The sequence below is a fragment of the Bradyrhizobium sp. 40 genome (genome assembly GCF_023100925.1).
Taxonomy (GTDB): Bacteria; Pseudomonadota; Alphaproteobacteria; order Rhizobiales; family Xanthobacteraceae; genus Bradyrhizobium.
The window spans coordinates 6,231,655-6,255,181 of sequence record NZ_CP064688.1 but is presented as its reverse complement, the minus strand read 5'-3'; the positions used below and the strand labels follow the sequence as shown (position 1 = coordinate 6,255,181).

Annotated in this window: 20 protein-coding genes and 1 tRNA gene; 9 read left to right on the top strand and 12 right to left on the bottom strand. The window is 64.3% G+C overall.

What is annotated here, in order from left to right:
• Window positions 1-66 precede the first annotated feature (66 nt).
• The gene (locus IVB40_RS29915) at window positions 67-1,239 is read left to right on the top strand and encodes an acetyl-CoA C-acyltransferase (protein ID WP_247358004.1); all 1,173 of its coding nucleotides are present in this window, start codon (window positions 67-69) and stop codon (window positions 1,237-1,239) included.
• A 90-nt stretch (window positions 1,240-1,329) separates the two neighbouring features.
• On the opposite strand, the gene IVB40_RS29910 is transcribed toward IVB40_RS29915, so the two are convergent.
• The gene (locus tag IVB40_RS29910; RefSeq protein WP_247817155.1) at window positions 1,330-2,499 is read right to left on the bottom strand and encodes an AI-2E family transporter; all 1,170 of its coding nucleotides are present in this window, start codon (window positions 2,497-2,499) and stop codon (window positions 1,330-1,332) included.
• Window positions 2,500-2,722: 223 nt separating this feature from the next.
• The gene (locus IVB40_RS29905) at window positions 2,723-6,166 is read right to left on the bottom strand and encodes a PAS domain-containing protein (RefSeq protein WP_247817154.1); all 3,444 of its coding nucleotides are present in this window, start codon (window positions 6,164-6,166) and stop codon (window positions 2,723-2,725) included.
• A 515-nt stretch (window positions 6,167-6,681) separates the two neighbouring features.
• Here IVB40_RS29905 and IVB40_RS29900 point away from each other — a divergent pair.
• The 5 genes from IVB40_RS29900 to tenA all read left to right on the top strand — a co-directional run bounded on the left by IVB40_RS29900 (window position 6,682) and on the right by tenA (window position 9,440).
• Window positions 6,682-7,116 carry a phasin gene (locus tag IVB40_RS29900; protein ID WP_247358007.1) on the top strand — a complete coding sequence of 145 codons (435 nt, stop codon included), beginning with the start codon at window positions 6,682-6,684 and terminating at the stop codon, window positions 7,114-7,116.
• A gap of 194 nt (window positions 7,117-7,310) precedes the next feature.
• Window positions 7,311-7,387, top strand: a tRNA-His gene (locus IVB40_RS29895).
• A gap of 105 nt (window positions 7,388-7,492) precedes the next feature.
• A complete protein-coding gene (locus IVB40_RS29890) occupies window positions 7,493-8,041 on the top strand; it encodes a hypothetical protein (protein ID WP_247817153.1) in 549 nt (182 codons plus the stop codon).
• An 18-nt stretch (window positions 8,042-8,059) separates the two neighbouring features.
• The gene (locus tag IVB40_RS29885; protein WP_247817152.1) at window positions 8,060-8,620 is read left to right on the top strand and encodes an HNH endonuclease signature motif containing protein; all 561 of its coding nucleotides are present in this window, start codon (window positions 8,060-8,062) and stop codon (window positions 8,618-8,620) included.
• Window positions 8,621-8,765: 145 nt separating this feature from the next.
• The gene (gene tenA, locus IVB40_RS29880; protein ID WP_247817151.1) at window positions 8,766-9,440 is read left to right on the top strand and encodes a thiaminase II; all 675 of its coding nucleotides are present in this window, start codon (window positions 8,766-8,768) and stop codon (window positions 9,438-9,440) included.
• A 289-nt stretch (window positions 9,441-9,729) separates the two neighbouring features.
• On the opposite strand, the gene IVB40_RS29875 is transcribed toward tenA, so the two are convergent.
• The 3 genes from IVB40_RS29875 to IVB40_RS29865 are packed head-to-tail and all read right to left on the bottom strand — an operon-like array spanning window position 9,730 to window position 12,761.
• The gene (locus tag IVB40_RS29875) at window positions 9,730-10,668 is read right to left on the bottom strand and encodes an AEC family transporter (protein ID WP_247817150.1); all 939 of its coding nucleotides are present in this window, start codon (window positions 10,666-10,668) and stop codon (window positions 9,730-9,732) included.
• A gap of 6 nt (window positions 10,669-10,674) precedes the next feature.
• Window positions 10,675-11,598, bottom strand: coding sequence for a CoA ester lyase (locus IVB40_RS29870; RefSeq protein ID WP_247817149.1), 924 nt, complete (start codon window positions 11,596-11,598; stop codon window positions 10,675-10,677).
• A gap of 2 nt (window positions 11,599-11,600) precedes the next feature.
• Window positions 11,601-12,761 (bottom strand): CaiB/BaiF CoA-transferase family protein, encoded by a 1,161-nt coding sequence (locus IVB40_RS29865; RefSeq protein ID WP_247817148.1) that lies wholly within the window; start codon window positions 12,759-12,761, stop codon window positions 11,601-11,603.
• A gap of 321 nt (window positions 12,762-13,082) precedes the next feature.
• On the opposite strand from IVB40_RS29865, the gene IVB40_RS29860 reads away from it, so the two are divergent.
• Both IVB40_RS29860 and IVB40_RS29855 read left to right on the top strand, forming a co-directional pair.
• Window positions 13,083-13,445, top strand: coding sequence for a hypothetical protein (locus IVB40_RS29860; RefSeq protein WP_027565324.1), 363 nt, complete (start codon window positions 13,083-13,085; stop codon window positions 13,443-13,445).
• Window positions 13,446-13,893: 448 nt separating this feature from the next.
• Complete coding sequence (locus IVB40_RS29855) at window positions 13,894-14,571, top strand: ParA family protein (protein ID WP_007596685.1); 678 nt, start codon at window positions 13,894-13,896, stop codon at window positions 14,569-14,571.
• Window positions 14,572-14,647: 76 nt separating this feature from the next.
• Here IVB40_RS29855 and IVB40_RS29850 read toward each other — a convergent pair whose 3' ends face one another.
• From IVB40_RS29850 to trxB, 5 genes are all read right to left on the bottom strand, one after another.
• Complete coding sequence (locus IVB40_RS29850) at window positions 14,648-14,827, bottom strand: hypothetical protein (RefSeq protein ID WP_027565323.1); 180 nt, start codon at window positions 14,825-14,827, stop codon at window positions 14,648-14,650.
• A 98-nt stretch (window positions 14,828-14,925) separates the two neighbouring features.
• Window positions 14,926-15,072 (bottom strand): hypothetical protein, encoded by a 147-nt coding sequence (locus tag IVB40_RS29845; protein ID WP_166517545.1) that lies wholly within the window; start codon window positions 15,070-15,072, stop codon window positions 14,926-14,928.
• A 179-nt stretch (window positions 15,073-15,251) separates the two neighbouring features.
• The gene (locus IVB40_RS29840) at window positions 15,252-16,160 is read right to left on the bottom strand and encodes a 4-hydroxy-tetrahydrodipicolinate synthase (RefSeq protein ID WP_247817147.1); all 909 of its coding nucleotides are present in this window, start codon (window positions 16,158-16,160) and stop codon (window positions 15,252-15,254) included.
• Window positions 16,161-16,621: 461 nt separating this feature from the next.
• A complete protein-coding gene (locus tag IVB40_RS29835) occupies window positions 16,622-17,545 on the bottom strand; it encodes a LysR family transcriptional regulator (protein WP_007614700.1) in 924 nt (307 codons plus the stop codon).
• A gap of 5 nt (window positions 17,546-17,550) precedes the next feature.
• A complete protein-coding gene (gene trxB, locus IVB40_RS29830; RefSeq protein WP_247817146.1) occupies window positions 17,551-18,516 on the bottom strand; it encodes a thioredoxin-disulfide reductase in 966 nt (321 codons plus the stop codon).
• Between the two features lie 265 nt (window positions 18,517-18,781).
• On the opposite strand from trxB, the gene IVB40_RS29825 reads away from it, so the two are divergent.
• Window positions 18,782-19,261 carry an Lrp/AsnC family transcriptional regulator gene (locus IVB40_RS29825; protein ID WP_007596676.1) on the top strand — a complete coding sequence of 160 codons (480 nt, stop codon included), beginning with the start codon at window positions 18,782-18,784 and terminating at the stop codon, window positions 19,259-19,261.
• 89 nt (window positions 19,262-19,350) lie between these two features.
• On the opposite strand, the gene greA is transcribed toward IVB40_RS29825, so the two are convergent.
• Entirely contained in the window at window positions 19,351-19,824 is a 474-nt protein-coding gene (gene greA / locus IVB40_RS29820; RefSeq protein WP_007596674.1) for a transcription elongation factor GreA, read from the bottom strand.
• Window positions 19,825-20,036: 212 nt separating this feature from the next.
• Window positions 20,037-23,501, bottom strand: a complete 3,465-nt coding sequence (gene carB, locus IVB40_RS29815) for a carbamoyl-phosphate synthase large subunit (protein ID WP_027565320.1) — start codon at window positions 23,499-23,501, stop codon at window positions 20,037-20,039.
• Window positions 23,502-23,527: the final 26 nt, after the last annotated feature.

Below are 23,527 nucleotides of genomic sequence, written 5' to 3'. Positions count from 1 at the left end.
TACCAATGGCGCCGAGAAGACGTCGACCGACGCTCCGTTCAAAATCGTTCGAAAAGGGAGAAAACAATGCGTGAAGCCGTCATCGTTTCCTATGCACGCACGGGCCTCGCGAAATCCGGCCGCGGCGGGTTCAACATCACCCCGCCGATGTCGCTCGCGGCCCACGCCATCAAGCACGCGGTCGAGCGCGCCGGCGTCGAGAAGGACTATGTCGAGGATTGCTATCTCGGCAATTGCGCCCATGGCGCGCCGAACATCGGCCGCCAGGCCGCGCTGCTGGCGGGAATGCCGAAATCGACCGGCGGCGTCTCGGTGAACCGGTTCTGCTCGTCCGGTCTCCAGACCATTGCGATGGCCGCCAACTCGATCCGCTCGGACGGTTCCGACTGCATCGTTGCAGGCGGGGTCGAGAGCATCTCGATGCCGGGCGGCGGAACTCCGAAAGAATCGATCGATCCCGAGCTGCTCAAGACGGCGCCGGCGATCTTCATGGCGATGATCGACACCGCCGACATCGTCGCCGAGCGCTACAACCTCAGCCGTGAATATCAGGACGAATATTCGCTGGAGTCGCAGCGCCGCATGGCCGCGGCGCAGCAGGCGGGCAAGTTCAAGGACGAGATCGTCCCGATGAAGACCAAGATGAAAGTGGTCGACAAGGCGACCAAGGCCGAGTCGATCGTCGACTACGTCGTCGACCGCGACGAGTGCAACCGGCCCGAGACCACGCTTGAAGGTCTCGCCAAGCTCGAGCCCGTCAGGGGCCCCGGCAAGTTCGTCACGGCGGGCAACGCCAGCCAATTGTCGGACGGTGCCGCGGCCGTGGTGCTGATGGAAGCCAAGGACGCGGAGAAGCGCGGCCTCAATCCCATGGGCCGCTTCGTCGCCTGGGCGGCGGCGGGTTGCGAGCCGGACGAGATGGGCATCGGCCCGATCTTTGCCGTGCCGAAGCTGTTGAAGCGTCACGGCCTGAAGATCGACGACATCGATCTGTGGGAGCTCAACGAAGCCTTCGCCAGCCAGTGTCTCTATTCGCGCGACAAGCTCGGCATCGATCCCGCCAAGTACAACGTCAACGGCGGCTCGATCGCGATCGGCCATCCCTTTGGCATGACCGGCGCGCGCCTCACCGGCCACATCCTCCAGGAAGGCAAGCGCCGCAAGGCCAAGTGGGGCGTCGTGACGATGTGCATCGGCGGCGGCCAGGGCGGCGCGGGACTGTTCGAGATCTACAGCTGAGGCGATCGCCTCATTGAATGCGAAGGGCACGGCGCCGCAAACGCCGTGCCTTTTGCTTTCTGGCGTGCTTGGGGATTCGCCCGCGGCAACTCAACCGTTCTTCTCGGTTGCGACAGGTCGGAACACCCATTCGCGCCAGACCACCAGCAACGCCGACATGATCACTGGGCCTAAAAACAAGCCCAGGAGGCCGAAGGCAGCCAGGCCTCCAAAGATCCCGACGAACGCGAACAGAAACGGTAGCCGCGCCGAGTCGCCGACCAGGGTCGGCCATACGAAATGATCGCCGGCTAACATGACGATCGCGCCCCAGAAGAAGACGCCCGCGGCTGCGAAGCCGCTGCCTCCGCCGGAGATCAGGACCAGCGCCGCGGCGGTGAAGGCCAGCCAGGCGCCGAACGGAAGCATGGCGAACGCCGTCGTCAATATCGTGAATACGATGGCATGCGGCACGCCCGCGACGAAATAGGCCACGCCGATCAATAATCCCTCGCCCGCGGCGACCAGCACCGTGCCGTTCACCGTGCCGCGGATCGCATCGACCATTTGCTCCGCGAGACCCTCTCCCGCCTCGCCGAAAAGCCGATCGCAGGTTTCCAGCACGCGGCCCGAGATCGACCGGCCGTTGCGCAGCAGGACGAACAAGGCCACCAGCGAGAAGAACAGAAGAAACATGCGGTGAAGCAGCTGTCCGCCGAACGTTCGAAACAGTTCCGATGCGTTGTCTGCATTGACGCTTTTCAGCCATGCGGTCGCGGCTTTGGGATCGGAAAGATTGCTGCGCCACCACTGCGCCATGCTCCCTGCGGCGATCGGAAGCCGCGCGAGCCAATCGGGCACTTCGATCCCGCTCTCTCCGGCCTGTTTCATCCAGCCCACGAGCAGATCGCCTTGTTGCGCGATCTGATAGACGGCAAGCGACATCGGCGTAAACAGGATGAGGGCGACGACGAGCGTGAAGACCAGCGGGGCCAGGCTGGACCGGCCGGAGCTCACGCGTGCCGCAAACTTGGTGTAGAGCGGCCACAGGCTGGTTGCGAGAATCGCGGCCCAGATCAATGCGGGGAGAAATCCCGCCGCCGTCCACAACGCCAGTGCGACGAGCGCGAGGGCAAGCACGACCCGTGCGTTCATGCGTGCGCCCGCACCCGTGGGCAGCGGCTTTCGCTCGGTCGTGTTCGGGCCGCCTTCGCTCCGCACGGCGTCGCTCCGCTTGGGCGAACGCTGCTTCGGTGCCACGGATTTCGCTCGTTCGGCCATTTGAGATCACTGGGGTGCGGGAGCTGCAGTGTCGAACTGATCAGCAGGAGAAACGCTGGGTCCCGGCTTCAAGCCGCAACAAGGGGCTTCAGTTCCGCCCGGGAAGAAGTTGCAGTGAGGTGGCGCCCTTCGTCGGGCGCGGCTCGGCCGAAGCCGCCCGGCACGAGGCCGCCCGCAGCGCGGCCGCGGGCGTGCACCGCGGGCAGGAAATCGCGTTCGCCGCTTAAGCCTGCGCCAGCGCCGGTGCGAACACCACCTCGATCAGCGAGCCGGAGTTCGCCGCGCTCTTGATGTTGAAGCGGGCGCGGTTGGCTTCGACCAGGGCCTTGGTCAGCGACAGGCTCAGCGCCGAATTGTCCTCGGCGTCGCCGGGCGGCGGGGTCCGGAACGGCTCCATCGCGGCGGCGACTTCGCGCTCGCTGAGGCCGTGGCCGGTGTCGCGGATGCGAAGTGCGACCTCGCCGCGGTCGGTGAGCGCGGTGGAGACGATGACCTGGCCGCCGGCGCTGGCGAGCCGGATCGAGTTCGAGATCAGGTTCATGGTGATCTGCCGCATCGCGCGCGCATCCGCGCTCACCTGCGGCAGCGCATGGCCGAGCGAGGTGCGGATGATGATGCGCTCGCGATTGGCCTGCGGCTGCATCACCACCACGCAGGCCTCGACGAGGTCGTTGAGGTTGAGGTTGGCGAAGTTGAGGTCGAGCTTGCCGGTCTCGATCCGCGACAGCTCCAGCAGGTCGTCGATGATGGCGATGACGCGCTCACCGGAGGCGCGGATGTCCTTCATGTACTCGCCGTAGCGCTCGTTGCCGAGCGTGCCGAAGCGCTCCGAGATCATCACCTCCGAGAAGCCGATGATGGCGTTCAGCGGCGTGCGGATCTCGTGGCTGATCCGCGCCAGCATGTCGGCCTTGGCGTTCGCCGTGCCTTCGACCAGACGTCGCGCCTGCGTCAGCTCGCTCTCGCCCTGCTTGCTGTGCGAGAGGTCGCGGAATACGGCGAAGAAGTTCGGGCCGTCAGGCCTGGTGCGGCCCATGATCATGGCGAGCGGAATGACGCCGCCCTTCTTCTCGCGTCCCAGCACCTCGCGGCCGTGGTCGAGCAGGCTCGCGATGTCCTGGCTCTTGAGGTTTTCCAGATAGTCGATGACGACATGCTGGCTCTCCGGCGCGAACAGCGTCACCAGATTCTGCTGCATCAGCGTCTCGCCGTCATAGCCGAACAGCGCCTCGGCGCTGCGGTTGCAGGCGTGGATGTTGCCTTCGGCATCGAACATGACGATGCCCTCGGCCGTGGTGTCGAGGATCGCAGCGAGATCTTCCGCCGCCGCCTCGCCGGCGTCGGGCTCGGGCGCGGTGGGCAAGATCTCGGGGACAATGGTCTCGGCGGCGACGGTCTCGGCGATGACGGACGCAGCGGGTGCTGCCTGCGGCAGCGCGCAGATCAGCGCATGCGCGCTCTCGCCGTCCCAGTCGATCGCGTGCAGATGCGCCTCGGTGGTCGGCAGCGGCGCTTCGCCATTGGCGAGCGTCGCGCTGATCGTGACAGGCGTGCCTGCTTGCGACGTGCTGCTGGCCGCGGACACGCCCGGCTCGACATAGAGCGCGTCCAGCCCGCCGGCATTCTCCAGTGCGCTCAGGCTGGCATAGCCCATGCGCGCGAGAAACGCCGGGTTGGCGTAGAGCAGGCGGTCGAGCCGGTAGATCAGGATGCCCGTCGGCAGCAGGTCGAGCAGCGCGCGGTCGCGCGTGCTGTGGCCATGCGCGGGCGGCGCGGGCTCGCTCAGCCATTCGGCCGGCGCGTGCGGCGTCTCAGGCTCAGGCTCCGGCGTCGGCGCCTCGGGCGCGATCTCCGCATCCGGCGGCTCGGCCGATGCCGCGATGGTTTCCTTGTCGCGTTCGAGGCGCTCGGACAATTGCCGGGCGAGTTCGTTGAACGCGCTGTTCTCGACCGGCGTCAGCGTCGGCGATCGCGTGTCGCCGGGCGCGCGGAACGGCAGGACATTGGGAGGCGTTTCCACTGGCGTTTCCGGATCGGTTGGATGTGAATTCGCGTCGGTTGTGGGTTCGGGCAGTTCGGCTTCAGGCTCAGGCTCAGGCTCAGGCTCAGGCTCAGGCTCAGGTGCGGGCGGCTCGATCGGCGGAGGCGGCGGCGCCTCTAGCACTGGCTGGGGCTCGGGTTCGGGCTCCGGCTCGACCACATCGGCCGGCAGGCTTTGCGGTGCCGCCGGTTCAGCCAACAGCTCGAAACGCCTGAGCGCATCGAGCCGGTTGAGGCCATCGAGATCGCGGCAGACGCCAAAACCCCTGAAGCCCGCGAAATTGCGTTCGCCATCATAAACCGGAAGCCCGGCAAGCTCGACCGGCAGATGCTCGCCGCCGTCGGCCGGCCAGTTCACGGTGATCCCGGCCCAGGTGTCCTTGCTGGCAAGCGCCTGCGCCACGCGGCCTTCAGGGTCGAGCGCGAATGCGTCGGCGATCTCGCGCCAGGGGCGGTCGAAGCCGGCGGCCGTGCGCGGACCGATCAGGTGGATGAATTCGTCGGAGAGCAGCACAAAGCGGCCCTCTGCATCCGCCTTCCAGAGGAAGCGCAGCGGATGCTGACGCGGTGCGGGCGGCTCTTCATGGCCCGACGGCGGCTCGACCATGCCTGTTACGGTCGGCGCGGCCTGCGGCGACACCATGGCTTCGGCCGAGTTTTCAACCGGAGTTTTCTCCTCAACCGGAGTCTTCGGTTCGACCTCGGCGGGCACGGCTTCGGCCGCTTCCTCGACGGCCTGCTGGATCGTCACGATCTCTGCTTCCGGCGCGTCGACCGGCTCGGCAAAGGCGTCGAACAGCGCGATTTCGGATGGCGCCTCATGCGACGGCGCTGCTTGCACATGCTCCGGCACGGCGGCTGGAGCAGGGGGCGGCGCAGGCTCGGACTGAGCGATGTCTTCGCGCGCGATGCCTTCAGCTGCCTGGGGTTCGACGTGATCAGTCGCAGGCGCCGCCTGCTGCGCGGCCGGCTCGATCAGCGCGACCAGGCCGACATCGGCGCCGCTGCCGACCCGCTGCAGCACCATCTGGCCGATGCCGATCGGCGTCTCGGCGCGGCCCTGGCGAAGCGCATCGCTGCGCGCCTGTTCGAGGCCGGCCTCGCCGAGATCGCGGAAGCCGAGCAGGGTGCGGGCGGTTTCGCTGGCGCCGACGAACAGGCCGTCGGGCGCGAACGCCGCCATCGGCGTCTTGGCGCCGTCGACCAGACGAAGCAGGCGTTCGACCAGCGGCATGGTGCGCAAGCCCGGGTCCATCGCGGTGACGAGCACGGCAGATCCTTGGAAGAATTGGCCGCCGTCGGCGAAGTCGAGCCGGGCACAGGCGCAGGTCATCAGCGTGCCGAGCCGCGCCCCGAAGCCGCGCAGCCGTTCGAGCCGGATCGCGCCGTTCGCAGGCAGCCGGCCGGCCAGCCGGATGATCTGGCGGCGGTGGCTGTCGGTGGGCCCGAAAATCCTGTCCGCCAGCGCCGTGGCATGGGCCGCGCCAAACAGCCTTGCGCCGACCGGATTGGCCCAGAGCACGCGGGTGCCGTCGATCGACCAGAGCCAGACGGGCAGCGGCGAGGTCGCGTGCACGGCCAGCCGGGGATCGCCCACGCCTCGCAACTGGAAATCCGAACTCGTCATCCGACCGGCTTCGCGTCCCACTTGTGCGCATCAGGCTGCCGGAATGACAGCCTTAAGAAAGGGTTAGTATCGCCCGCAGCCGCGGGCAGGTCCACGGTCCCAGCCTACGGGGCAAGGCCTAAAGCCGCGATAACCTTAATGTAGCGGGGCCCGCAAGCCGTAGCCCGGTCGCATCCCCATCCTTCAGATGCCCGCGTCGGGCAGCACCTATGCCGCCCAGCCAATCCGCGCAGCGGTCGGCTCCAGGACAAGGCGGGTGCTCAAAGGCCACCCTATTACCTCAACCACCGGTTCCCCAGCCCCGGAACCTCATCCTCGCCGCGATTAAATTTGCGCAATGCACCCCAAAGCCCGTTGCGTTGCACAATGTTGACATTTTAGGCAGGCATGGTCGCCGCGCTGGGCGAGCCATCATTCGTTTTATGTTTCCAGTCTTCGCTTCCGTCACCCAATTGGCCGGCGGGCGCTGCCGAAAAGGCTCACTCCGTTTTTCCATTTAGTGTGAGGGATACCCAATGACAGGTACGACTGATCCATTCTCCGCCTCCGTCATTCCGTTCGAAGTTCCGGAGCAGATGCGTGCGTTCGCCGAAAAGGGCGTGTCGCAAGCCCGCGAGAGCTATGCCAAGTTTAAGGACGCCGCCGAAACCCACAACGGCACGGTCGAGGCCGTGTTCGCGTCCGCCCACAAAGGCGTCAGCGAATACACCGCCAAGCTGATGGAGTTCGCGAAGGCCAACACCAAGGCCCATCTCGACTTCACCCAGGAGCTGTTCAGCGTGAAGGCGCCGCAGGATGCGTTCGCGCTGTGGACCAACCATTCCAGGACGCAGCTCGAGACCTTCCAGGCCCAGGCCCGGGAGCTCGCCGAGATCACCCAGCGCGCGGCCACTGCCGCCGCCGAGCCGATCAAGGCCTCTGCCGCCAAGCTCTACACGCCTGCCGCCTGAGCGGATCGGGCTGTTGAGATTAAGAAACCCGGGCCTAGAGCCCGGGTTTTGCTTTGGAAATAACGTTGTCCGAGGCGCGATTATCGGGTTTTGCGGCCTTGCCAAAAACGGCCGTTGCACCTAGTTTCCGCCCCGTCCAGCCCCCCTTAGGTCAAGGCCCTTTCAGGGCGCCCAGAGGCGCGGCTCGCAAGGATGCAGTTGTAGCTCAGTTGGTTAGAGCGCCTGTCTGTGGAACAGGAGGTCGGTGGTTCGAGCCCACCCAACTGTACCACTTGAAATCTCAGCACAATTTGCCGATTGGCCGCCCCAAGATTGAGGGCTCCGACGCCTTTGGAGTTGGTTACGTTCATGGCCCGGCGACATGGACTGGTCTCTGATGGATGACGAGCTCGAAATGAAGGATGTCTATGCCCAGTTCGGGCAGACGTTCTCGTTTGGCGTTAACGTCGAGGGCGTCCTGTCCAATTTGATCCTGACTGCCGACTTCATAAAGCGGATGCGCGAGGAAACGAAGGCAAACGGGGGATCGAAGTACGACGCGTACACGATGGAGCGCATGCTCGACGAGTATCTTGCCGAGCAGCACGAAAAGACCATGGGCCAGTTGTTTAAGGCCAAGGGCGGCGTCAAAGATTTCATCACGCTCGAGCCAGCGCTAGAGAAGCGGGTCGATGACGCGCTGCGACGGCGCAACTACCTCGCGCACGATTTCTGGCGCGAGCGCGGGCAAGAGGCAATATCGGTCAAGCGGCGCGCTGCCGTGTTCGAGGACCTGCTCGCCGATCAGCAATTCTTCGGCAAACTCGCGAACGATCTTGAGGAGGTCGCGATGGATCAGGTGCAGAACATCGGGCTCGATGCCGACAAGCTGAAAGCACGCGTCGATGCGAGTGCGATGAGGGTACAGGAAGAGCTAGTGCGCTAACAGGAGGAGATTCAGCGAATGGGCCGACCAAAAATCCGCAACCGAATGTCGTCCCTAGCGGCAGTGTTTGTTCAAGCCATCATTCCGAGAAAAGTAGACAAGGATACGCAGGCTGCGCTCTACGACCGCTTTAACATTGATTCAAAGGCATGCGTTTACTGCGGACAAGCGGCGACCGACCAAGATCATTTTCGAGCGATCGTGAGTGGTAGTCGACCTTCCGGCTACTTTCACACCGCAGAGAACATTGTGCCCTCATGTGGTCCGTGCAATCAGTCCAAAGGTGCGTCTGACTGGCGAGTTTGGATGGAGAGCACTACAGCCAAGAATTCACCGACTCGAAAGAACAAGCCGGGCACCGCCGAGCGGATCGCATTACTAGCGGCGTTCGCTGGAACTGTCGACAAGCCGTCGCTGACAGCGGACGAAATGCGCCAGGCCGCCGGCGCTGAGCTGTGGGATGGGTACTGGAAGAAGCTCGCGGAAATCGGGCAACTAATGGACCGCGCCCAAGAAGATGCCGATCAGATATGCGTAGCATTGGAAAAGCGGTTCCAAGCAACCTTGGAATTGCGGTGACAGGCGCAAAGCTCTCGACGCGGGAGCGCCCCATCCGCGACGCTACTCAAAGCCAATTTCGGTCACCGTAGCTCCTCGGACCGCAATGCGCTATCGGTAGCGAACCAAGGGCGTTCATCGACAAGCAAGCCGGGCTAAAAAGATCGTGAGTTTCTTCGAGCGTCTGAAGACAGCAGCATCCGTTGAGTGGCGGGCTTACACCGAGCATCCCTTCACGAACGGATTGGCGGACGGCTCGCTCCCCGAAGCGGCGTTTCGTCACTACCTCGTTCAGGACTATTTGTTCCTCATCGAGTTTGCTCGCGCCTACGCGCTCGCGGTCTACAAGTCGCCCAGACTTGCCGACATGCGCGAGGCGGCGGCCGGCCTTTCGGCCATCCTCGATGTCGAGATGAACCTGCATGTGAAGCTCTGTGCCGATTGGGGTCTGTCCCCGACCGACCTTGAGCAGGCCCCTCCGGCGGCCGAGATGCTGGCCTATACACGCTACGTGCTCGACGCGGGAATGCGCGGCGACCTGCTGGCACTCAAGGTGGCGCTTGCCCCCTGCGTGATCGGGTACGCGGAGATCGCGACGCGGCTCGCCTCGCTCCCCCTCGCGGACGCCGCGACGAATGCCTACCGCGTCTGGATCGCCGAGTACGCCGGCGCGCCGTACCAGGAGGTCGCTGCCAAAGCGCGGACGCATATGGAGCATCTCGCCGATCTCTACGCCACGCCGGCCCGCGAGGCGGAGCTGATGGCGATCTTCAAGGAAGCCACCCGACTCGAGGCAGACTTCTGGGAGATGGCCTGGCGCGCGGGCCAGCGTGTTCAATAGCTCTTTCGGCAGTCAGGATGGGGGCGAGGGCTCAGCACGCCACGACGCAGGATCGGTCGCTTTCGTTCCCCCATTTCAGGAGAAATCGGCATCGAGCAAGGCCGAACCTTTTCATGACCTGGAGTGTTTGTACCTGCGGCAGGGCTGACAACGCTGAGGAGCCAAGACATGAACGGAATTATCTATCTGGTCGGACTCGTCGTCGTGATTGGTGCGGTGCTCTCGTTCGTGGGCCTGCGCTGATTGGATATTCGGGAGGTGGTGCGGCGCGCTCCAAGCCTCTGACGCCTCACCTCGTCAGCACCCACACCACCATCGGCAATGTCACCGCCGCCAGCAGCGTGCCCAGCGCCACCGCGCCCGACACCGGGTTCACCAGCCGCTGGTACTGAACCGCGAAGATGTACGCGTTGGCGCCGGTCGGCATTGCCGCGAACAGCACGACGACGCCGGCCGCGACCGGCGGAAGGCCGAGCAGCTTTGCCAGCACGAACGCCGCCGCCGGCATCGCCAGCAGCTTGAGCGCGCTCATCACCACGACGCTCACCATCTCGCCCTTGACCTCGAAACGAAAGAGATTGATGCCGAGCGCGATCAGCGCCGCTGGCGATCCCGCCTGCGCCAGCAGTTCGATGGTCCGGTCGACGACGGGATTGAGACCGAGGCCGGTAAAACGCCAGACGACGCCAAAACCGATCCCCAGCATCAGCGGATTGCGCGCGAGATCCGCGAGCACGGGACGGATCACCGCCAGAGGCGAGCCGGCTTGCTTGCGACTGACAAGCTCCATCTGCAGGATGCCGCAGAGCCAGAGCAGCGGCGTGTTCACCGACAGGATCAGCGCCATCGGTCCCGCCGCTTCGTTGCCCAGCGCCGAGAGCGTCAGCGGAATGCCGAGCATCACGATGTTGCCGTAGACCGAGCCGATTGCGAACACGACGCCGTCCTCGCGGTCTTCGCGCCGCGCGCGCAGCAGGGCCGACAGCGCCAGCGCCGCGAGCCAGGTGATCGCCAGCGCGCCGTAATAGGCGCCCCACATCCTGTAGGGACTGACATCGGGGAATTCCGACACGACGATGGTGCGGAACAGCAGCGCCGGAATGGCGATGCTGAAGGCGAATTCGGAGATGCCCTTGTGCGCGCTCTCGGAGACGAAGCGAAACAGCACCGCGGCATAGCCGGCCGCGATCAGCGCGAATACCGGCGCGACGATCAGCACGGTGGCCATGCGCCGCTACGACCCCATCTCAATGATCCTGCGCGCCATGCGGACATTGGCATAGTCGATCATCTTGCCGTCGAGCGTCACCGCGCCTTGGCCCTGCGCCTCGGCCTGCTCCATCGCCTCGACCACCCGCCGCGCGTGCGCGAGTTCGGTCTCCGACGGGACGAACGCCCGTAGCGTCGGTTCGATCTGGTCGGGATGGATCACCTGCTTGCCGTCAAAACCCATCGCGGCCGCCTTGAGCGCGCTGCTTTCAGTCAGTCTGGCATCCCGAAACGCGCCGCACGGACCGTCGATGGCGCGCAGGCCGAACGCGCGCGCCGCCACCAGCAGGCGCATCATCGGATAGGCGAACAGATCGAGCGGGACGGAGGCATAGCCGCTCTCAGCGGAGCCGACGTGGCGGTAGTCGTCCGGCGAGGCGCCGATTTCGGAGGAACGGGCGCCGATCGACGCCGCGAAATCGCCGACGCCGAGATGAAGGGCGGCGACGCTGTCATGCGCGGCGGCGAGCGTGTCGACATTGACGAGACCCAGCGCGGTCTCGATCAGCAGGTCGAGCGCGACAGGCGAGGAGCGATCCGGCGCGGCCGCGCGCAGCTGATCGGCAATGGCGGCGATGTCGCTCGCCCGCTCCGCCTTCGGCACGATGACCGAATCCAGCCTGGGCAGCGCAGCGAGCTTGCGGATTTCCTGCGCGATGAAGGGGCTGTCGACGGCGTTGAGCCTGACCGCGACGACCTTGCTGCCCCAGTCCAGCAAGGACAGCGCCTGCGCCGCTTCCTCCAGCGCCGCGCTCTTCTCGGACGGCGGCACCGCGTCCTCGAGGTCCATGAACACTGCATCCGCGGCCGAGGCAGCCGCCTTGGCGACGAGACGGGAGCGATGCGCGGGAACGGCCAGATAAACCCGCGTCGGCCGCTGAGGGGCCATCGTCATGTCTCCTTTGCGAGACCGAGCTCGCGCAGGATGGACGGGTTGTGCTGCCCGACGTCAGGCACCGGATCCATCCGGGGCGACAGGCCGGGAATGGTGAGCGCCGGCAGGAAGCTCATCACCGGTCCGCATGGAGAGCCCACCGTTTGCACCCGGGAGCGGAGCTGTTCGTGCTCCAGGAACGCCTCGACCGAATTCAGATGCGCGTTGGCGATCGAGGCCTCGTCGAGCAGCCGCAGCACCTCGTCGCTGCTCATCGCGGCAAAACGCCGCTCGATATGGATCTGCAGATCGTCCCTGTTCTGCATCCTCAGCGGATTGGTGCGGAAGCGGGGGTGATCGGCAAAGGCGGCCTCGCCAAGCACGATGGCGCACAGCGATCGCCATTCCCGGTCGTTCTGGATGCCGAAGAAGATCGTATTGCCGTCGCCGACGCGGAAAGGGCCATACGGCGCTATCGTTGCGTGCCTTGCCCCAGTGCGCGGCAGCGGCCGGCCCGTACTCTGCGTGTAGAAGGCGGGATAGCTCATCCAGTCCGTGATGGAATCAAACAGCGAGGCCTGGAAGGCGGTGCCCTTGCCGGTGCGCTCGCGGCGATACAGCGCCATCAGCACGCCGTTGAGGATGTACATGCCGGTGGCGATATCGACCACGGAAAGTCCGACCTTGGCGGGCTCCGCCTCGGTGCCGTTGATGGCGAGGACACCGGCCTCGCACTGCACCAGGAGATCGTAGGCCTTCTTGTTGCTGTAGGGTCCGCCCGCACCATAGCCCGACACGTCGCAGGCGATGATCCGGGGAAACTTTCGCAGCAGCGATGCGGCATCGAGGCCGAGCCGCTCCGCCGCGCCCGGCGCCAGGTTCTGGATGAAGACGTCGGCCTGCGGCAGCAAGGCCTCGAGCACCTTCTGGCCCTCAGGGCTCTTGATGTCGATGGCGAGGCTTTCCTTCGACCTGTTGGTCCAGACGAACTGGCTCGACATCCCGTTCATCACGTGATCGTAGTCGCGGCAGAAATCGCCATCGCCCGGCCGCTCGATCTTGATGACGCGTGCGCCCCAGTCCGCAAGATGCCGGCTGGCAAGAGGAGCCGCAATCGCCTGCTCGAGCGAGACCACCGTCACCCCCGACAGCGGCAGCTCCGCCTCATTCCGCTCCATGCAATCGTCTCCGTCCCGCTCACGCTTTCGACCAGCGCAGGAGACAAGCCGACCACCCCACGCACGTTCTGTGACGATGGCATGATGCCCCTGTTTTGCCCGACGAGTCAAACTTCATTTCGTAAAATCCGCAAATCGCGATCCGCAAAGTTCAATTCCAACATGGACTTGGCTACTGTGCATGGGGTTGTTTTCGCGGTTTTTGTTTTAGGGGGCCCTGTTGCCGAGACCGCACACGTCCCGGCTTTCGCATCTCGCCTCGGTTGCCAACGAACCCCCGTTCACCCACTATCGTCTCCGACTCGACATTTGGGGGGATCGATGCCGGCGTTCCGTTTCAAGAAATCTTTCGCTGCCGCGATCACGGGGATGGCCCTGGCCGTCCTGATCCACCCGGGTGAAGGCTTCGCCTACTCCCAGGAGGAGCAGCAGGCCTGCACGCCCGATGCGATGCGGCTGTGCGGCGACTTCGTTCCGAACGTCGACGCCATCACCGCCTGCATGATCCAGAAGAAGTCGCAGCTCTCGCCGCAGTGCCGGGCCTTCTTCCGGCCGGGACCGGAGCCGGGCATGGCGGCGGCGCCCCGCGCCGGCAAGCCGACCAGCATCGCGCCCAAGAGCTCGGCCCGGACGGCGAAGAAGAGCACCAAGCCGGCCAAGAAGAAGAAAGCCAGCGAAGGCTGAGCGCGAGCACGACGTTCCCTTTTTGAAACTCGACCATGCCCGGGCCACAGCGCGCAGTGCGTTTGAAGTCCCGGGCATCTGCGTGTCCGACTTCTCGTTTGCTGTCCCCTTGAGTCAAACTGACCCAGGCATCAGCCCCACACCAGCCACCGGACTCGTTTTGTTCGCCTTCCGCGTGCGGATGCTTGCGACAATTACGACCGCGCGGGGATGGAAACGAGTCGCGGAACGGTTTGCCCGGCGAGGTTGCATTCCGTTTTTTCCCGCCGCACTGCTCAAAAAACGCACGATTGCTGGCGTGAGGCCGTCGTCGCACGCAGCAGTGTGACTCAAAAGCCAACGCGCTTTGTTATTTCATGGCGCCAGCATAACTTATGATAAATTTTTCTTTCCCGAATCACCGCGGTGATTCATTTTCGCTGCCTGGGGTCAATCTGGAGGCAGAGGTATGAACGTTATTGTTTTTGCATCGCGTAAAGGTGGCTCGGGCAAGAGTACGCTGGCCGCGCATCTTGCCGCGCAGATCAAGGCGACCAAGCCGATCCTGCTCGTCGATGCGGATCCGCAAGGCTCGCTCACGCTGTGGCACAAGCTGCGTGGCACCAACGAGCCGCCGATCAAATCCGCGGTGAACTCGGTCAGCGGCATCGTCTCCGCTGCCAAGCGCGACGGTTATGAATGGGTGTTGATCGACACGCCGCCGAACCTGTCGGCCGTCGTCGACGACGCCATCCGCAATGCCACCATGGTGGTGATACCCGCCCGTCCCGGCGTGTTCGACGTCAACGCGGTGCAGGAAACCATCCAGATGTGCCGTGCGGCGCGCAAGCCCTACGCGGTCGTGCTCAACGGTGCGCCGGCGCGCCGCGATGAGTCCGAAAGCCCGATCGTCACCATCGCCCGCGAAGCGTTGGCGAAGTTCCGTGCTCCGGTGTGGGGCGGTCAGATCACCAACCGTTCGGATCTGCTGATGGCGTTGAGCCACGGCGAGGGCGCGCGGGAATATCAGGCCGAGAGTCGTGCGGCTCAGGAAATCGCAAGGCTGTGGGCGGCGATCGAACGTTCGGTGAAGGCTATTCGCGGCACGGCGTCGGCTTCCGGCGCAATGCACAAGCAGGCGGCGTAATTTTCATAAATCATTCCCCGGACGAAAAACGCGCGGACCTCCGCGCGTTTTGCGTTCCTGGAGATTGCTATGGAAGCTAGGCTACCATCAGCATGTAGAACACGATCACCGGCGACAAAGTGAGGATCACCGACCAGATGCCGGCGGCCCAGAGAATGTCCTCGGTGGTGAAGCCCTGCTGTCCAGCGTCGTAATGCGACGCCACTTCGTTATGACTATTCACAAACGCCCCCGCGATTTCTTCGCTTATGGGCATGAACGCTACGTGAGATATTTTAAAATTCCGGGTCGCAGTTTCGCGCGCTTTCGAACATAGGTGCTACCACGGATTAACCATCCGGACGTGCGCTGACATCACGCCAGCCAGACCCGAAACACCAGCACCGGCATCAGGCCGAGCATCACCGCCCAGAAACCGAACGACGACACCACAACAATACCCCGCAAGAAATCGGCCGACGCGAACATGTCTGCCGCCGTCGGACGGATGCGCTGCCCCATGATCATTCCCCCATTTGAAAAGACTTTGAATGAAGACGATAGGCGCGATTGCGTAAACGAGCCGTGGACGCGCCATGCGGCAGCAGCGAAGGCCGTTGGGGCGCGGTTAACCACGCGCTCCGCTCTCCCACTCCCTCTCCTCGTTCTTACGGGGAGAGGGTGGGGTGAGGGGCTATCAGCTACGCCGCGACTTGCATGCGTCGCTCGATCTCGCGGTCGAGCTGGACGGCGAGTTCGCTGCCGACCTCCACCATCGGCAGGCGCACTTCGGGGCTGTCGATCAGGCCCGTGCGCCACAGCCAGTATTTTGCCGGCGCGGGACTGGGCTCGGTGAACAACAGGCGCGTCAGGTCCGCGACCTCCTGCCAGCGCGCCAGCGCTGCATCATGGTCGCCGCGCTTCAGCTCGGCATGGACCGCCGCAAACGTCGCGGTCTCGAGGTGGGCTGACAGCACGATGCCGCCGTCGGCACCGTCGCTGAGCGCCTCGAAATAATTCGCATCCTCGCCGGTCAGCACGCGAAAGTCCGCGGGCCTGTCGCGCAGCAACGCGATGGATTGCTCGCGGCTCGCGCCGCAATCCTTCAGGCCGATGATGTTCGGATGCCCGGCAAGCCGCAGCAGCGTCTGGTTGGTGATGTTGACCGAGGTGCGATAGGGGATGTTGTAGAGCGCGAGTGGCCAGGCGGCGTGATCGGCGAGCGCCTCGAAATGCGCCAGCAACCCGCGCTGCGACGGCCGCACATAATACGGGCTCGCGATCAGATAGCCATCGATCGGCCAGTCCGCGGTCGCGTCGAGACGCTCCTTCAGCCGCGACGTGTCCGCACCTGAAAGTCCAAGCCAGATCGGAATCTTGCTGTGGCCGATGGCCAGCTCGTCGCGCACGATGGCGACGAGGCGTTCGAGCTCGGCGTCGCGCAGCGTCATGCCTTCACCGGAGGTCGCCCCCAGGATGAAGCCGTCGACGGCCTGTCCGCTGTAATGCCGTGTCAGCCGCCGCAGCGACCTCTCGTCGAGGGCGCCGTCGCGAAACGGCGTCACCAGCGGCAGCCAGAGCCCGTGCAATTGTTCCTGTAGTCCGGTCATGTTCCATCTCCTTCTCGGGAAAAACCCTGAGATGGGGCACATGAAAAAACCCCGTCCAGGCGGCGGGGTTTTCGAAGTTTCGGCTCGCGATGACGAAGGCTGTTAGCGCGCGCAAAAATCCGAGGTCCCCAGATGGGGGCCTTTTTTCGAGGCGACTGCCTGCGACGAGATTGCGCACGACTTCGTGATCATTCGCAAATGATGCGGGGTAAGCATGGAACTGTCAATACACGCGGAGGGCGATGGCCGGATCCGCAAAAAAAAGCCGGGCTCGATCGAGCCCGGCTTAAGGTATTGGCCACGTGAGGCCGACACAATCACCTTCCAAGAGGGATTACTGAACTCCCGCGCCACTGGAGGAGGGGGACAAATGCGCAACGCGAAGGCTCAGCGTGAAGAGATTATGGGCTAGCTTCGCGCCATGCATCAAGCGTCCAAGCCGCATGTCAGACATGCGGAAATCAGGACGGCCAGCGCTGCGCCTTGCTCACCACGAAGTCGCGGAACACTTGCACGCGCGCGACCGTCTTCAGCTCTTCCGGATAAACAAAATACGTATCGAGCTGGATCGAATCCGATTCGCCGAACAGCTGCACGAGGCGGCTCTGTTCTTCGATCAGATAGTCCGGCAGCGCGGCGATGCCGAGGCCCTGCTGACAGGCGCGGACGAGGCCGAGAATGTTGTTGACCCTGAAATAGGCTTCGCGCGGACCCGAGCCGTTGCGCCCCGCTTCCACTAGCCAGTTGCGGTTCTGAAGATGCGGCGCGAAGTTGCCGTCGGAGAGCGTGATGATGCGGTGGGAGTCGAGCTCCTCCAGCGTGCGCGGCGTGCCGAAGCGCTTGATATAATCGGGCGAGCAATAAGCGTGGAAGCCCATCGCGAACAGCTTGCGCTGGATGAGGTCCGGCTGCGTCGGCTTGCGAGTGCGGATCGCGACATCGGCCTCGCGCATCGAGAGATCAAGCTCCTCGTCGGTGACGATCAGCGAGATCCGGATCTCCGGATAGAGCGCGGTGAATTCGCCGAGCCTTGGGATCAGCCAGTTGATGCCGACGCCGGGCGTGGTGGTGATCTTGAGATCGCCGCTCGGCCGCTCGCGGCTGTCGGTCAGCTTCGCGCGCGCCGCCTGCAGCTGCATGAACACGTCATGGGCGGTGCGGAACAGGAGGTCGCCCTGTTCGGTGAGGATCAGGCCGCGGGCGTGGCGGTGGAACAGCGAGACCGAGAGCTCCTGCTCCAGTGCCGAGACCTGGCGTGACACTGCCGATTGCGACAGGCCGAGCTGCTCGCCCGCGTGCGTGAAGCTGCCCGCTTCCGCCGCGGCGTGAAACACCTTCAGCTTGTCCCAATCCATATCCGTAAATCCGTCGCGTGTTCTTGCCATGATGTCTATTCCGCTGCCGCGCGCTCGCTGGCGCGCAGGGCCAAAAATCGTTCCGCCTCGAGCGCTGCCATGCAGCCCAGGCCGGCCGCCGTGACTGCTTGACGATAGGTTTCGTCGGCGACGTCGCCGGCGGCGAACATTCCGGGCACCGAGGTGGCGGTGGAGTTCGGGGCGACCTCGACATAGCCCGACGGTTTCAGCTTGATCTGCCCGGCCACGAGCTCGGTCGCCGGGGCATGCCCGATAGCGACGAAGACGCCGTCGGTCGGCACATCGGTCAACGCGCCGGTCTTGACGTTCTTCAGTCGCACATGGGTGACCTTGTTCGGGTTCTCGGTACCGCAGATCTCGTCGACGGCCGAGTCCCAGATCACCTTGATCTTCGGGTGCTTGAACAGGCGCTCCTGCAGGATGCGTTCGGCGCGGAAGTGATCGCGACGATGCACGATGGTGACCTGCGAGGCGTGGTTGGTGAGGTACAGCGCTTCCTCGACCGCGGTATTGCCGCCGCCGACCACCACGACTTGCTTGTTGCGGTAGAAGAAGCCGTCACAGGTGGCACAGGCCGACACGCCGCCGCCCTGGAATTTCGCTTCGGACGGCAGCCCGAGCCAGCGCGCCTGGGCGCCGGTGGCGAGAATGACGGTGTCGGCGAGATAGACATCACCGCTATCGCAGGTCAGGCGAAAGGGGCGTTGCGAGGTGTCGAGCTTGGTCACCAGATCGGTCTTGATCTGGGTGCCCACATGCAGCGCCTGCTTCTCCATCTGCTCCATCAACCAGGGGCCTTGGATCACGTCGGCGAAGCCCGGATAGTTCTCGACGTCGGTGGTGATGGTGAGCTGGCCGCCCGCCTGGATGCCCTGGATCAGGATCGGCTCAAGCATCGCGCGCGCGGCGTAGATCGCCGCTGTGTAGCCGGCGGGGCCGGAGCCGATGATGACGACCTTTGCATGGACAGCGGCGGACATTTCGACAGATGCCTTTCAAGGGGGACTGCAGCGCGGGCGCGGAACGTGCCGGGAGGCCTCGCGGAGGCGCTGAAATATCAGAGGTAATCTAAGCCTTCTGGTGAGCTATGCAAGAATTGCATTCCCTGTCGGCGGATTTTTCCAACAGGGAACAAAAGTCGATTGCGCTGCACGCGCAATAAAATTGCGCCGAGTGCGTGGTCTGCGCTATGAGGATTGCGACAGAGCCACCAATACCGCCGCAAAGGCCAGGAGTTCCAATCACGTGTCGCGGAACCTAGACGAGATCGACCTGAAAATTCTCACCGAGATTCAGGCCGACGGTCGAATCACGAATGTCGAGCTGGCCAAGCGCGTCGGCATTTCGCCACCGCCCTGCCTGCGCCGAGTCCGGGCGCTGGAGGAGGAGGGGTATATCCATGGCTATCGCGGGCTCTTGGACGCGCGCAAGCTCGGCTTCGACGTCACGGTGTTTGCCGCAGTGCACCTCTCCAGCCAGGCCGAGGCGGATTTGCGCGCCTTCGAGGAGTTCGTCCGCGCCGAGCCGCTGGTGCGCGAGTGCTGGATGCTGTCGGGTGAAGTCGATTTCATCCTGAAATGCGTCGCACCCGACATGGCCACCTTCCAGGATTTCGTCACCCATTTGACCGCCGCCCCGCACGTTCGCAACGTGCGGACCTCGCTGGTGCTGCACAATTCGAAATACGAGGCGGCCGTGCCGCTCGATGTGAGGGGACGAAGGTAGCGTCTCCTCCGTCATTGCGAGCAACACGCAGATACAAAAAAGGCCGCGCAGTGCGCGGCCTTTTTCAAATCACACGCAACGGCAAATCGTTACCGCCACTCCACCTTGGTAATCTCATAAGCCTTGGCGCCGCCGGGTGCGTTGACCTCGACGGTTGAACCCTTCTTCTTGCCGATCAGCGCGCGCGCGAGCGGCGAGGTGATGGAGATGCGGCCCTTCTTGGCGTCGGCCTCGACCTCGCCGACGATCTGCCACACCGTCTTCTTTTCGGTGTCCTCGTCGACCAGTGTCACGGTCGCGCCGAACTTGATGGTGTCGCCGGACAGCTTCGAGATGTCGATGATGTCGGCGCGCGCGAGCTTGTCCTCGAGCTCGGCGATGCGGCCTTCATTGTGGGACTGCTCTTCCTTCGCGGCGTGGTATTCCGCGTTCTCCGACAGGTCTCCGTGCGAGCGCGCCTCGGCGATATGCTCGATGATCCGCGGACGGTCCTCCGACTGGCGCTTCTTCAGTTCTTCCCCGAGCGCGGCAAAGCCGCCCGCAGTCATCGGTACCTTTTCCATCTCTTCTCTCGTCCTTCGGTCGCGCGCGCCCTGACATGTCAACGCGCACGCAACTTGATTCGTCAGTCTGTCCGGGGGCTCAACGCGCGTGCCGCCGAACGTTCATATGGGCTTGGCGCCGGAACAGAACAACCATATGGCCGGACAGTTCCTCCGGCCATAGTGGCTTCATCGCCAATCACTTAGCGGAAGGTTGGGCCTCCCGCTCGCGATCAGGTTTCCGAAAAGTAGCTCTGCAGGGTCCGAACCTCAAGGTCCCCGCCCAGATAGGCGTGGATGCCCTGCGCGGCCGCCACGGCCCCGGAAAGAGTGGTGTAATACGGCACTTTATGCAAGAGGGCCGCGCGCCGCAGAGAACGGCTGTCGGCGAGCGCCTGCGGGCCTTCGGTGGTGTTGAAGACGAGCTGGACCTCGCCATTGGTGATGGCGTCGACGATGTGCGGCCGGCCCTCCAGCACCTTGTTCACCTTCTCGGTCGGGATGCCCTGGTCGGTCAGGAAGCGGGCCGTGCCCGATGTCGCCAGCACCTTGAAGCCGAGCGAATGCAGCTCGCGAACGGCCTCGGTGATGCGCGTCTTGTCGCTCTCGCGAACCGAGACGAACACCGTGCCCTTGCGCGGCACTCGTGTGCCGCCGCCGAGCTGGCTCTTGGCGAACGCCACCGCGAAGGAGCGATCGATGCCCATGACCTCGCCGGTCGAGCGCATCTCGGGGCCGAGCACGGTATCGACGCCGGGGAAGCGGGCGAACGGAAACACCGATTCCTTCACGCCGACATGGTCGAATTTCGCCTTCTTCAGCTTGAAATCGGCAAGCTTCTCGCCGGCCATGATCCGCGCCGCGATCTTCGCGACCGGCGTACCGACCACCTTGGCGACAAAGGGCACGGTGCGCGAGGCGCGCGGATTGACTTCGAGCACGTAGATCTCGCCGTCCTTGATGGCGTATTGCACATTCATGAGGCCGACGACGTCGAGGCCGAGCGCCAGCTCGCGGGTCTGCCGCTCCAGCTCCTCGATCATCTTGTCGTCCAGCGAGTGCGGCGGCAGCGAGCAGGCGCTGTCGCCGGAATGGATGCCGGCTTCCTCGATGTGCTCCATGATGCCGACGATGAAGGTGTCCTTGCCGTCGCAGAGGCAGTCGACGTCGATCTCGGTCGCATCGGACAGATAGCGGTCGAACAGCAGCGGGTTCTTGCCGAGCACGGTGTTGATCTGGCCGGTCTTGTCGTTCGGGTAGCGCGCCTTGACGTCTCCCGGCACCAGCTCCGGCAACGTGCCGAGCAGGTAATCGCTGAGCTGGTTCTCCTCGCGGATGATTTGCATCGCGCGGCCGCCGAGCACGTAGGACGGGCGCACCACCAGCGGCAGGCCGAGATCGGTTGCGACCAGGCGCGCTTGCTCGACCGAATACGCGATGCCGTTCTTCGGCTGCTTCAGCCGCAGCTTGTCGAGCACCCGCTTGAAGCGGTCGCGGTCTTCCGCAAGGTCGATGGCGTCGGGCGAGGTGCCGAGGATCGGCACTTCGGCGGCTTCCAGCGCGCGCGCGAGCTTGAGCGGGGTCTGGCCGCCGAACTGCACGATCACGCCATGCAGCGTGCCGTTCGTGCGTTCCTTTGCGATGATCTCCAGCACGTCCTCGGCGGTGAGCGGCTCGAAATAGAGCCGGTCGGCAGTGTCGTAGTCGGTCGACACCGTCTCCGGGTTGCAGTTGACCATGATGGATTCGTAGCCGGCGTCGTGCAGCGCGAAGCAGGCGTGACAGCAGCAATAGTCGAATTCAATGCCCTGGCCGATGCGGTTCGGGCCGCCGCCGAGGATGATGACCTTCTTCTTGTCGGACGGCGAGCTCTCGTCCGCAGGCGCGCCCGCGAACGGCGCCTCATAGGTCGAGTACATGTAGGCCGTGGGCGAAGCGAACTCGGCCGCGCAGGTGTCGATGCGCTTGTAGACGGGGCGAACGCCGAGCGCGTGGCGCTTCGCCGTGACCTCCGCCTCCGTCGTCTCCGCGATCACCGCAAGCCGGGCATCGGAGAAGCCCATGGCCTTGAGCGTGCGCATGCCGAAGGCGTTGCCCGGCAGGCCGTTCTTGCGGACCTTCGCTTCCATGTCGACGATGCCGCGCATCTCACCGAGGAACCACGGATCGATCTTGCAGGAATTGAAGATCTCCTCGTCCGACCAGCCGAGCCGCATCGCCTGCGCGACCTGGAGCAGCCGGTTCGGTGTCGGCGTGCCGAGCGCGGCGCGGATCGCATTCTTGTCATCGTCGCGGCCGAGACCTTCGATCTCGATCTCGTCGAGTCCGGTGAGGCCGGTCTCGAGCCCGCGCAAGGCCTTCTGAAGGCTTTCCTGGAAGGTGCGGCCGATCGCCATGACTTCGCCGACCGACTTCATCGACGTGGTCAGCGTGGTGGAGGCGCCGGGGAATTTCTCGAACGCGAAACGCGGCACCTTGGTGACGACGTAGTCGATCGTCGGCTCGAACGAGGCTGGCGTGGCGCCGCCGGTGATGTCGTTGGCGATTTCGTCGAGCGTGTAGCCGACCGCAAGCTTGGCGGCGACCTTTGCGATCGGAAAGCCGGTGGCTTTCGAAGCCAGGGCGGAGGAACGCGACACGCGCGGATTCATCTCGATGACGACCATGCGGCCGTCTTCGGGATTGACGCCGAACTGCACGTTGGAGCCGCCGGTCTCGACGCCGATCTCGCGCAGCACCGCCAGCGAGGCGTCGCGCATGATCTGGTATTCCTTGTCGGTCAGCGTCAGCGCCGGCGCCACCGTGATGGAATCGCCGGTGTGCACGCCCATCGGATCGAGGTTCTCGATCGAGCAGACGATGATGCAATTGTCCTTCTTGTCGCGCACCACCTCCATCTCGTACTCTTTCCAGCCGAGCACGGATTCTTCGATCAGCACTTCGTTGGTGGGAGACGCATCCAGGCCGCGCTCGATGATGTCGAGGAACTCTTCCTTGTTGTAGGCGATGCCGCCGCCGGTGCCGCCCATGGTGAAGGAGGGGCGGATGATCGCGGGCAGGCCGATCTCGGATAGCGCCATCAGCGCCTGGCCGAGCGCATATTCCTGATAGCGCTTGCGGCGGTCGCTCTCGCCGAGCGTCCACTGCCGCTCGAGTTCTTCGAGCGCAGCGCCCGATGCCTTTGCGCGATCGGCCTGGTACTTGTCTCGGAAGGACTTCTTCAGGGCGGAGGCGTTGGCGAGCCGCGACTTCGGCGTCTCGAGCCCGATCTTGGTCATGGCCTCGCGGAACAACTGGCGGTCCTCGGCCTTGTCGATCGCGTCCGCGGTGGCGCCGATCATCTCGACGTCGAACTTGTCGAGCGTGCCTTGCTGGCGCAGCGACAGCGCGCAGTTCAGCGCGGTCTGTCCGCCCATGGTCGGCAGCAGCGCGAAGCCGCCGGGAATGACGTGACGTTCTTTCTCGATGATTTTCGCGACGATCTCGGGCGTGATCGGCTCGATATAGGTCGCATCGGCCAATTCCGGGTCGGTCATGATGGTGGCCGGATTGGAATTGACGAGGACGATGCGATAGCCCTCTTCCTTCAGCGTCTTCACCGCCTGGGTGCCCGAATAGTCGAACTCGCAGGCCTGGCCGATCACGATGGGACCGGCGCCGATGATCAGGATGGTGGTGATGTCTGTACGTTTGGGCATCAACTCTCGCCGAAGTGGAATTTGGG

Excerpts from the sequence above, each read along its gene's own strand:
- IVB40_RS29850 (WP_027565323.1), bottom strand. The coding sequence starts at position 14,827 with ATGCCCATAAGCGAAGAAATCGCGGGGGCGTTTGTGAATAGTCATAAC.
- IVB40_RS29860 (WP_027565324.1), top strand. The coding sequence starts at position 13,083 with ATGCCGGCGTTCCGTTTCAAGAAATCTTTCGCTGCCGCGATCACGGGG.
- IVB40_RS29875 (WP_247817150.1), bottom strand. The coding sequence starts at position 10,668 with ATGGCCACCGTGCTGATCGTCGCGCCGGTATTCGCGCTGATCGCGGCC.
- IVB40_RS29840 (WP_247817147.1), bottom strand. The coding sequence starts at position 16,160 with ATGACCGGACTACAGGAACAATTGCACGGGCTCTGGCTGCCGCTGGTG.
- IVB40_RS29885 (WP_247817152.1), top strand. The coding sequence starts at position 8,060 with ATGGGCCGACCAAAAATCCGCAACCGAATGTCGTCCCTAGCGGCAGTG.
- IVB40_RS29915 (WP_247358004.1), top strand. The coding sequence starts at position 67 with ATGCGTGAAGCCGTCATCGTTTCCTATGCACGCACGGGCCTCGCGAAA.
- IVB40_RS29890 (WP_247817153.1), top strand. The coding sequence starts at position 7,493 with ATGGATGACGAGCTCGAAATGAAGGATGTCTATGCCCAGTTCGGGCAG.
- IVB40_RS29835 (WP_007614700.1), bottom strand. The coding sequence starts at position 17,545 with ATGGCAAGAACACGCGACGGATTTACGGATATGGATTGGGACAAGCTG.
- trxB (WP_247817146.1), bottom strand. The coding sequence starts at position 18,516 with ATGTCCGCCGCTGTCCATGCAAAGGTCGTCATCATCGGCTCCGGCCCC.
- carB (WP_027565320.1), bottom strand. The coding sequence starts at position 23,501 with ATGCCCAAACGTACAGACATCACCACCATCCTGATCATCGGCGCCGGT.
- IVB40_RS29900 (WP_247358007.1), top strand. The coding sequence starts at position 6,682 with ATGACAGGTACGACTGATCCATTCTCCGCCTCCGTCATTCCGTTCGAA.
- IVB40_RS29910 (WP_247817155.1), bottom strand. The coding sequence starts at position 2,499 with ATGGCCGAACGAGCGAAATCCGTGGCACCGAAGCAGCGTTCGCCCAAG.
- IVB40_RS29855 (WP_007596685.1), top strand. The coding sequence starts at position 13,894 with ATGAACGTTATTGTTTTTGCATCGCGTAAAGGTGGCTCGGGCAAGAGT.
- greA (WP_007596674.1), bottom strand. The coding sequence starts at position 19,824 with ATGGAAAAGGTACCGATGACTGCGGGCGGCTTTGCCGCGCTCGGGGAA.
- IVB40_RS29865 (WP_247817148.1), bottom strand. The coding sequence starts at position 12,761 with ATGGAGCGGAATGAGGCGGAGCTGCCGCTGTCGGGGGTGACGGTGGTC.
- IVB40_RS29905 (WP_247817154.1), bottom strand. The coding sequence starts at position 6,166 with ATGACGAGTTCGGATTTCCAGTTGCGAGGCGTGGGCGATCCCCGGCTG.
- IVB40_RS29845 (WP_166517545.1), bottom strand. The coding sequence starts at position 15,072 with ATGGGGCAGCGCATCCGTCCGACGGCGGCAGACATGTTCGCGTCGGCC.
- IVB40_RS29870 (WP_247817149.1), bottom strand. The coding sequence starts at position 11,598 with ATGGCCCCTCAGCGGCCGACGCGGGTTTATCTGGCCGTTCCCGCGCAT.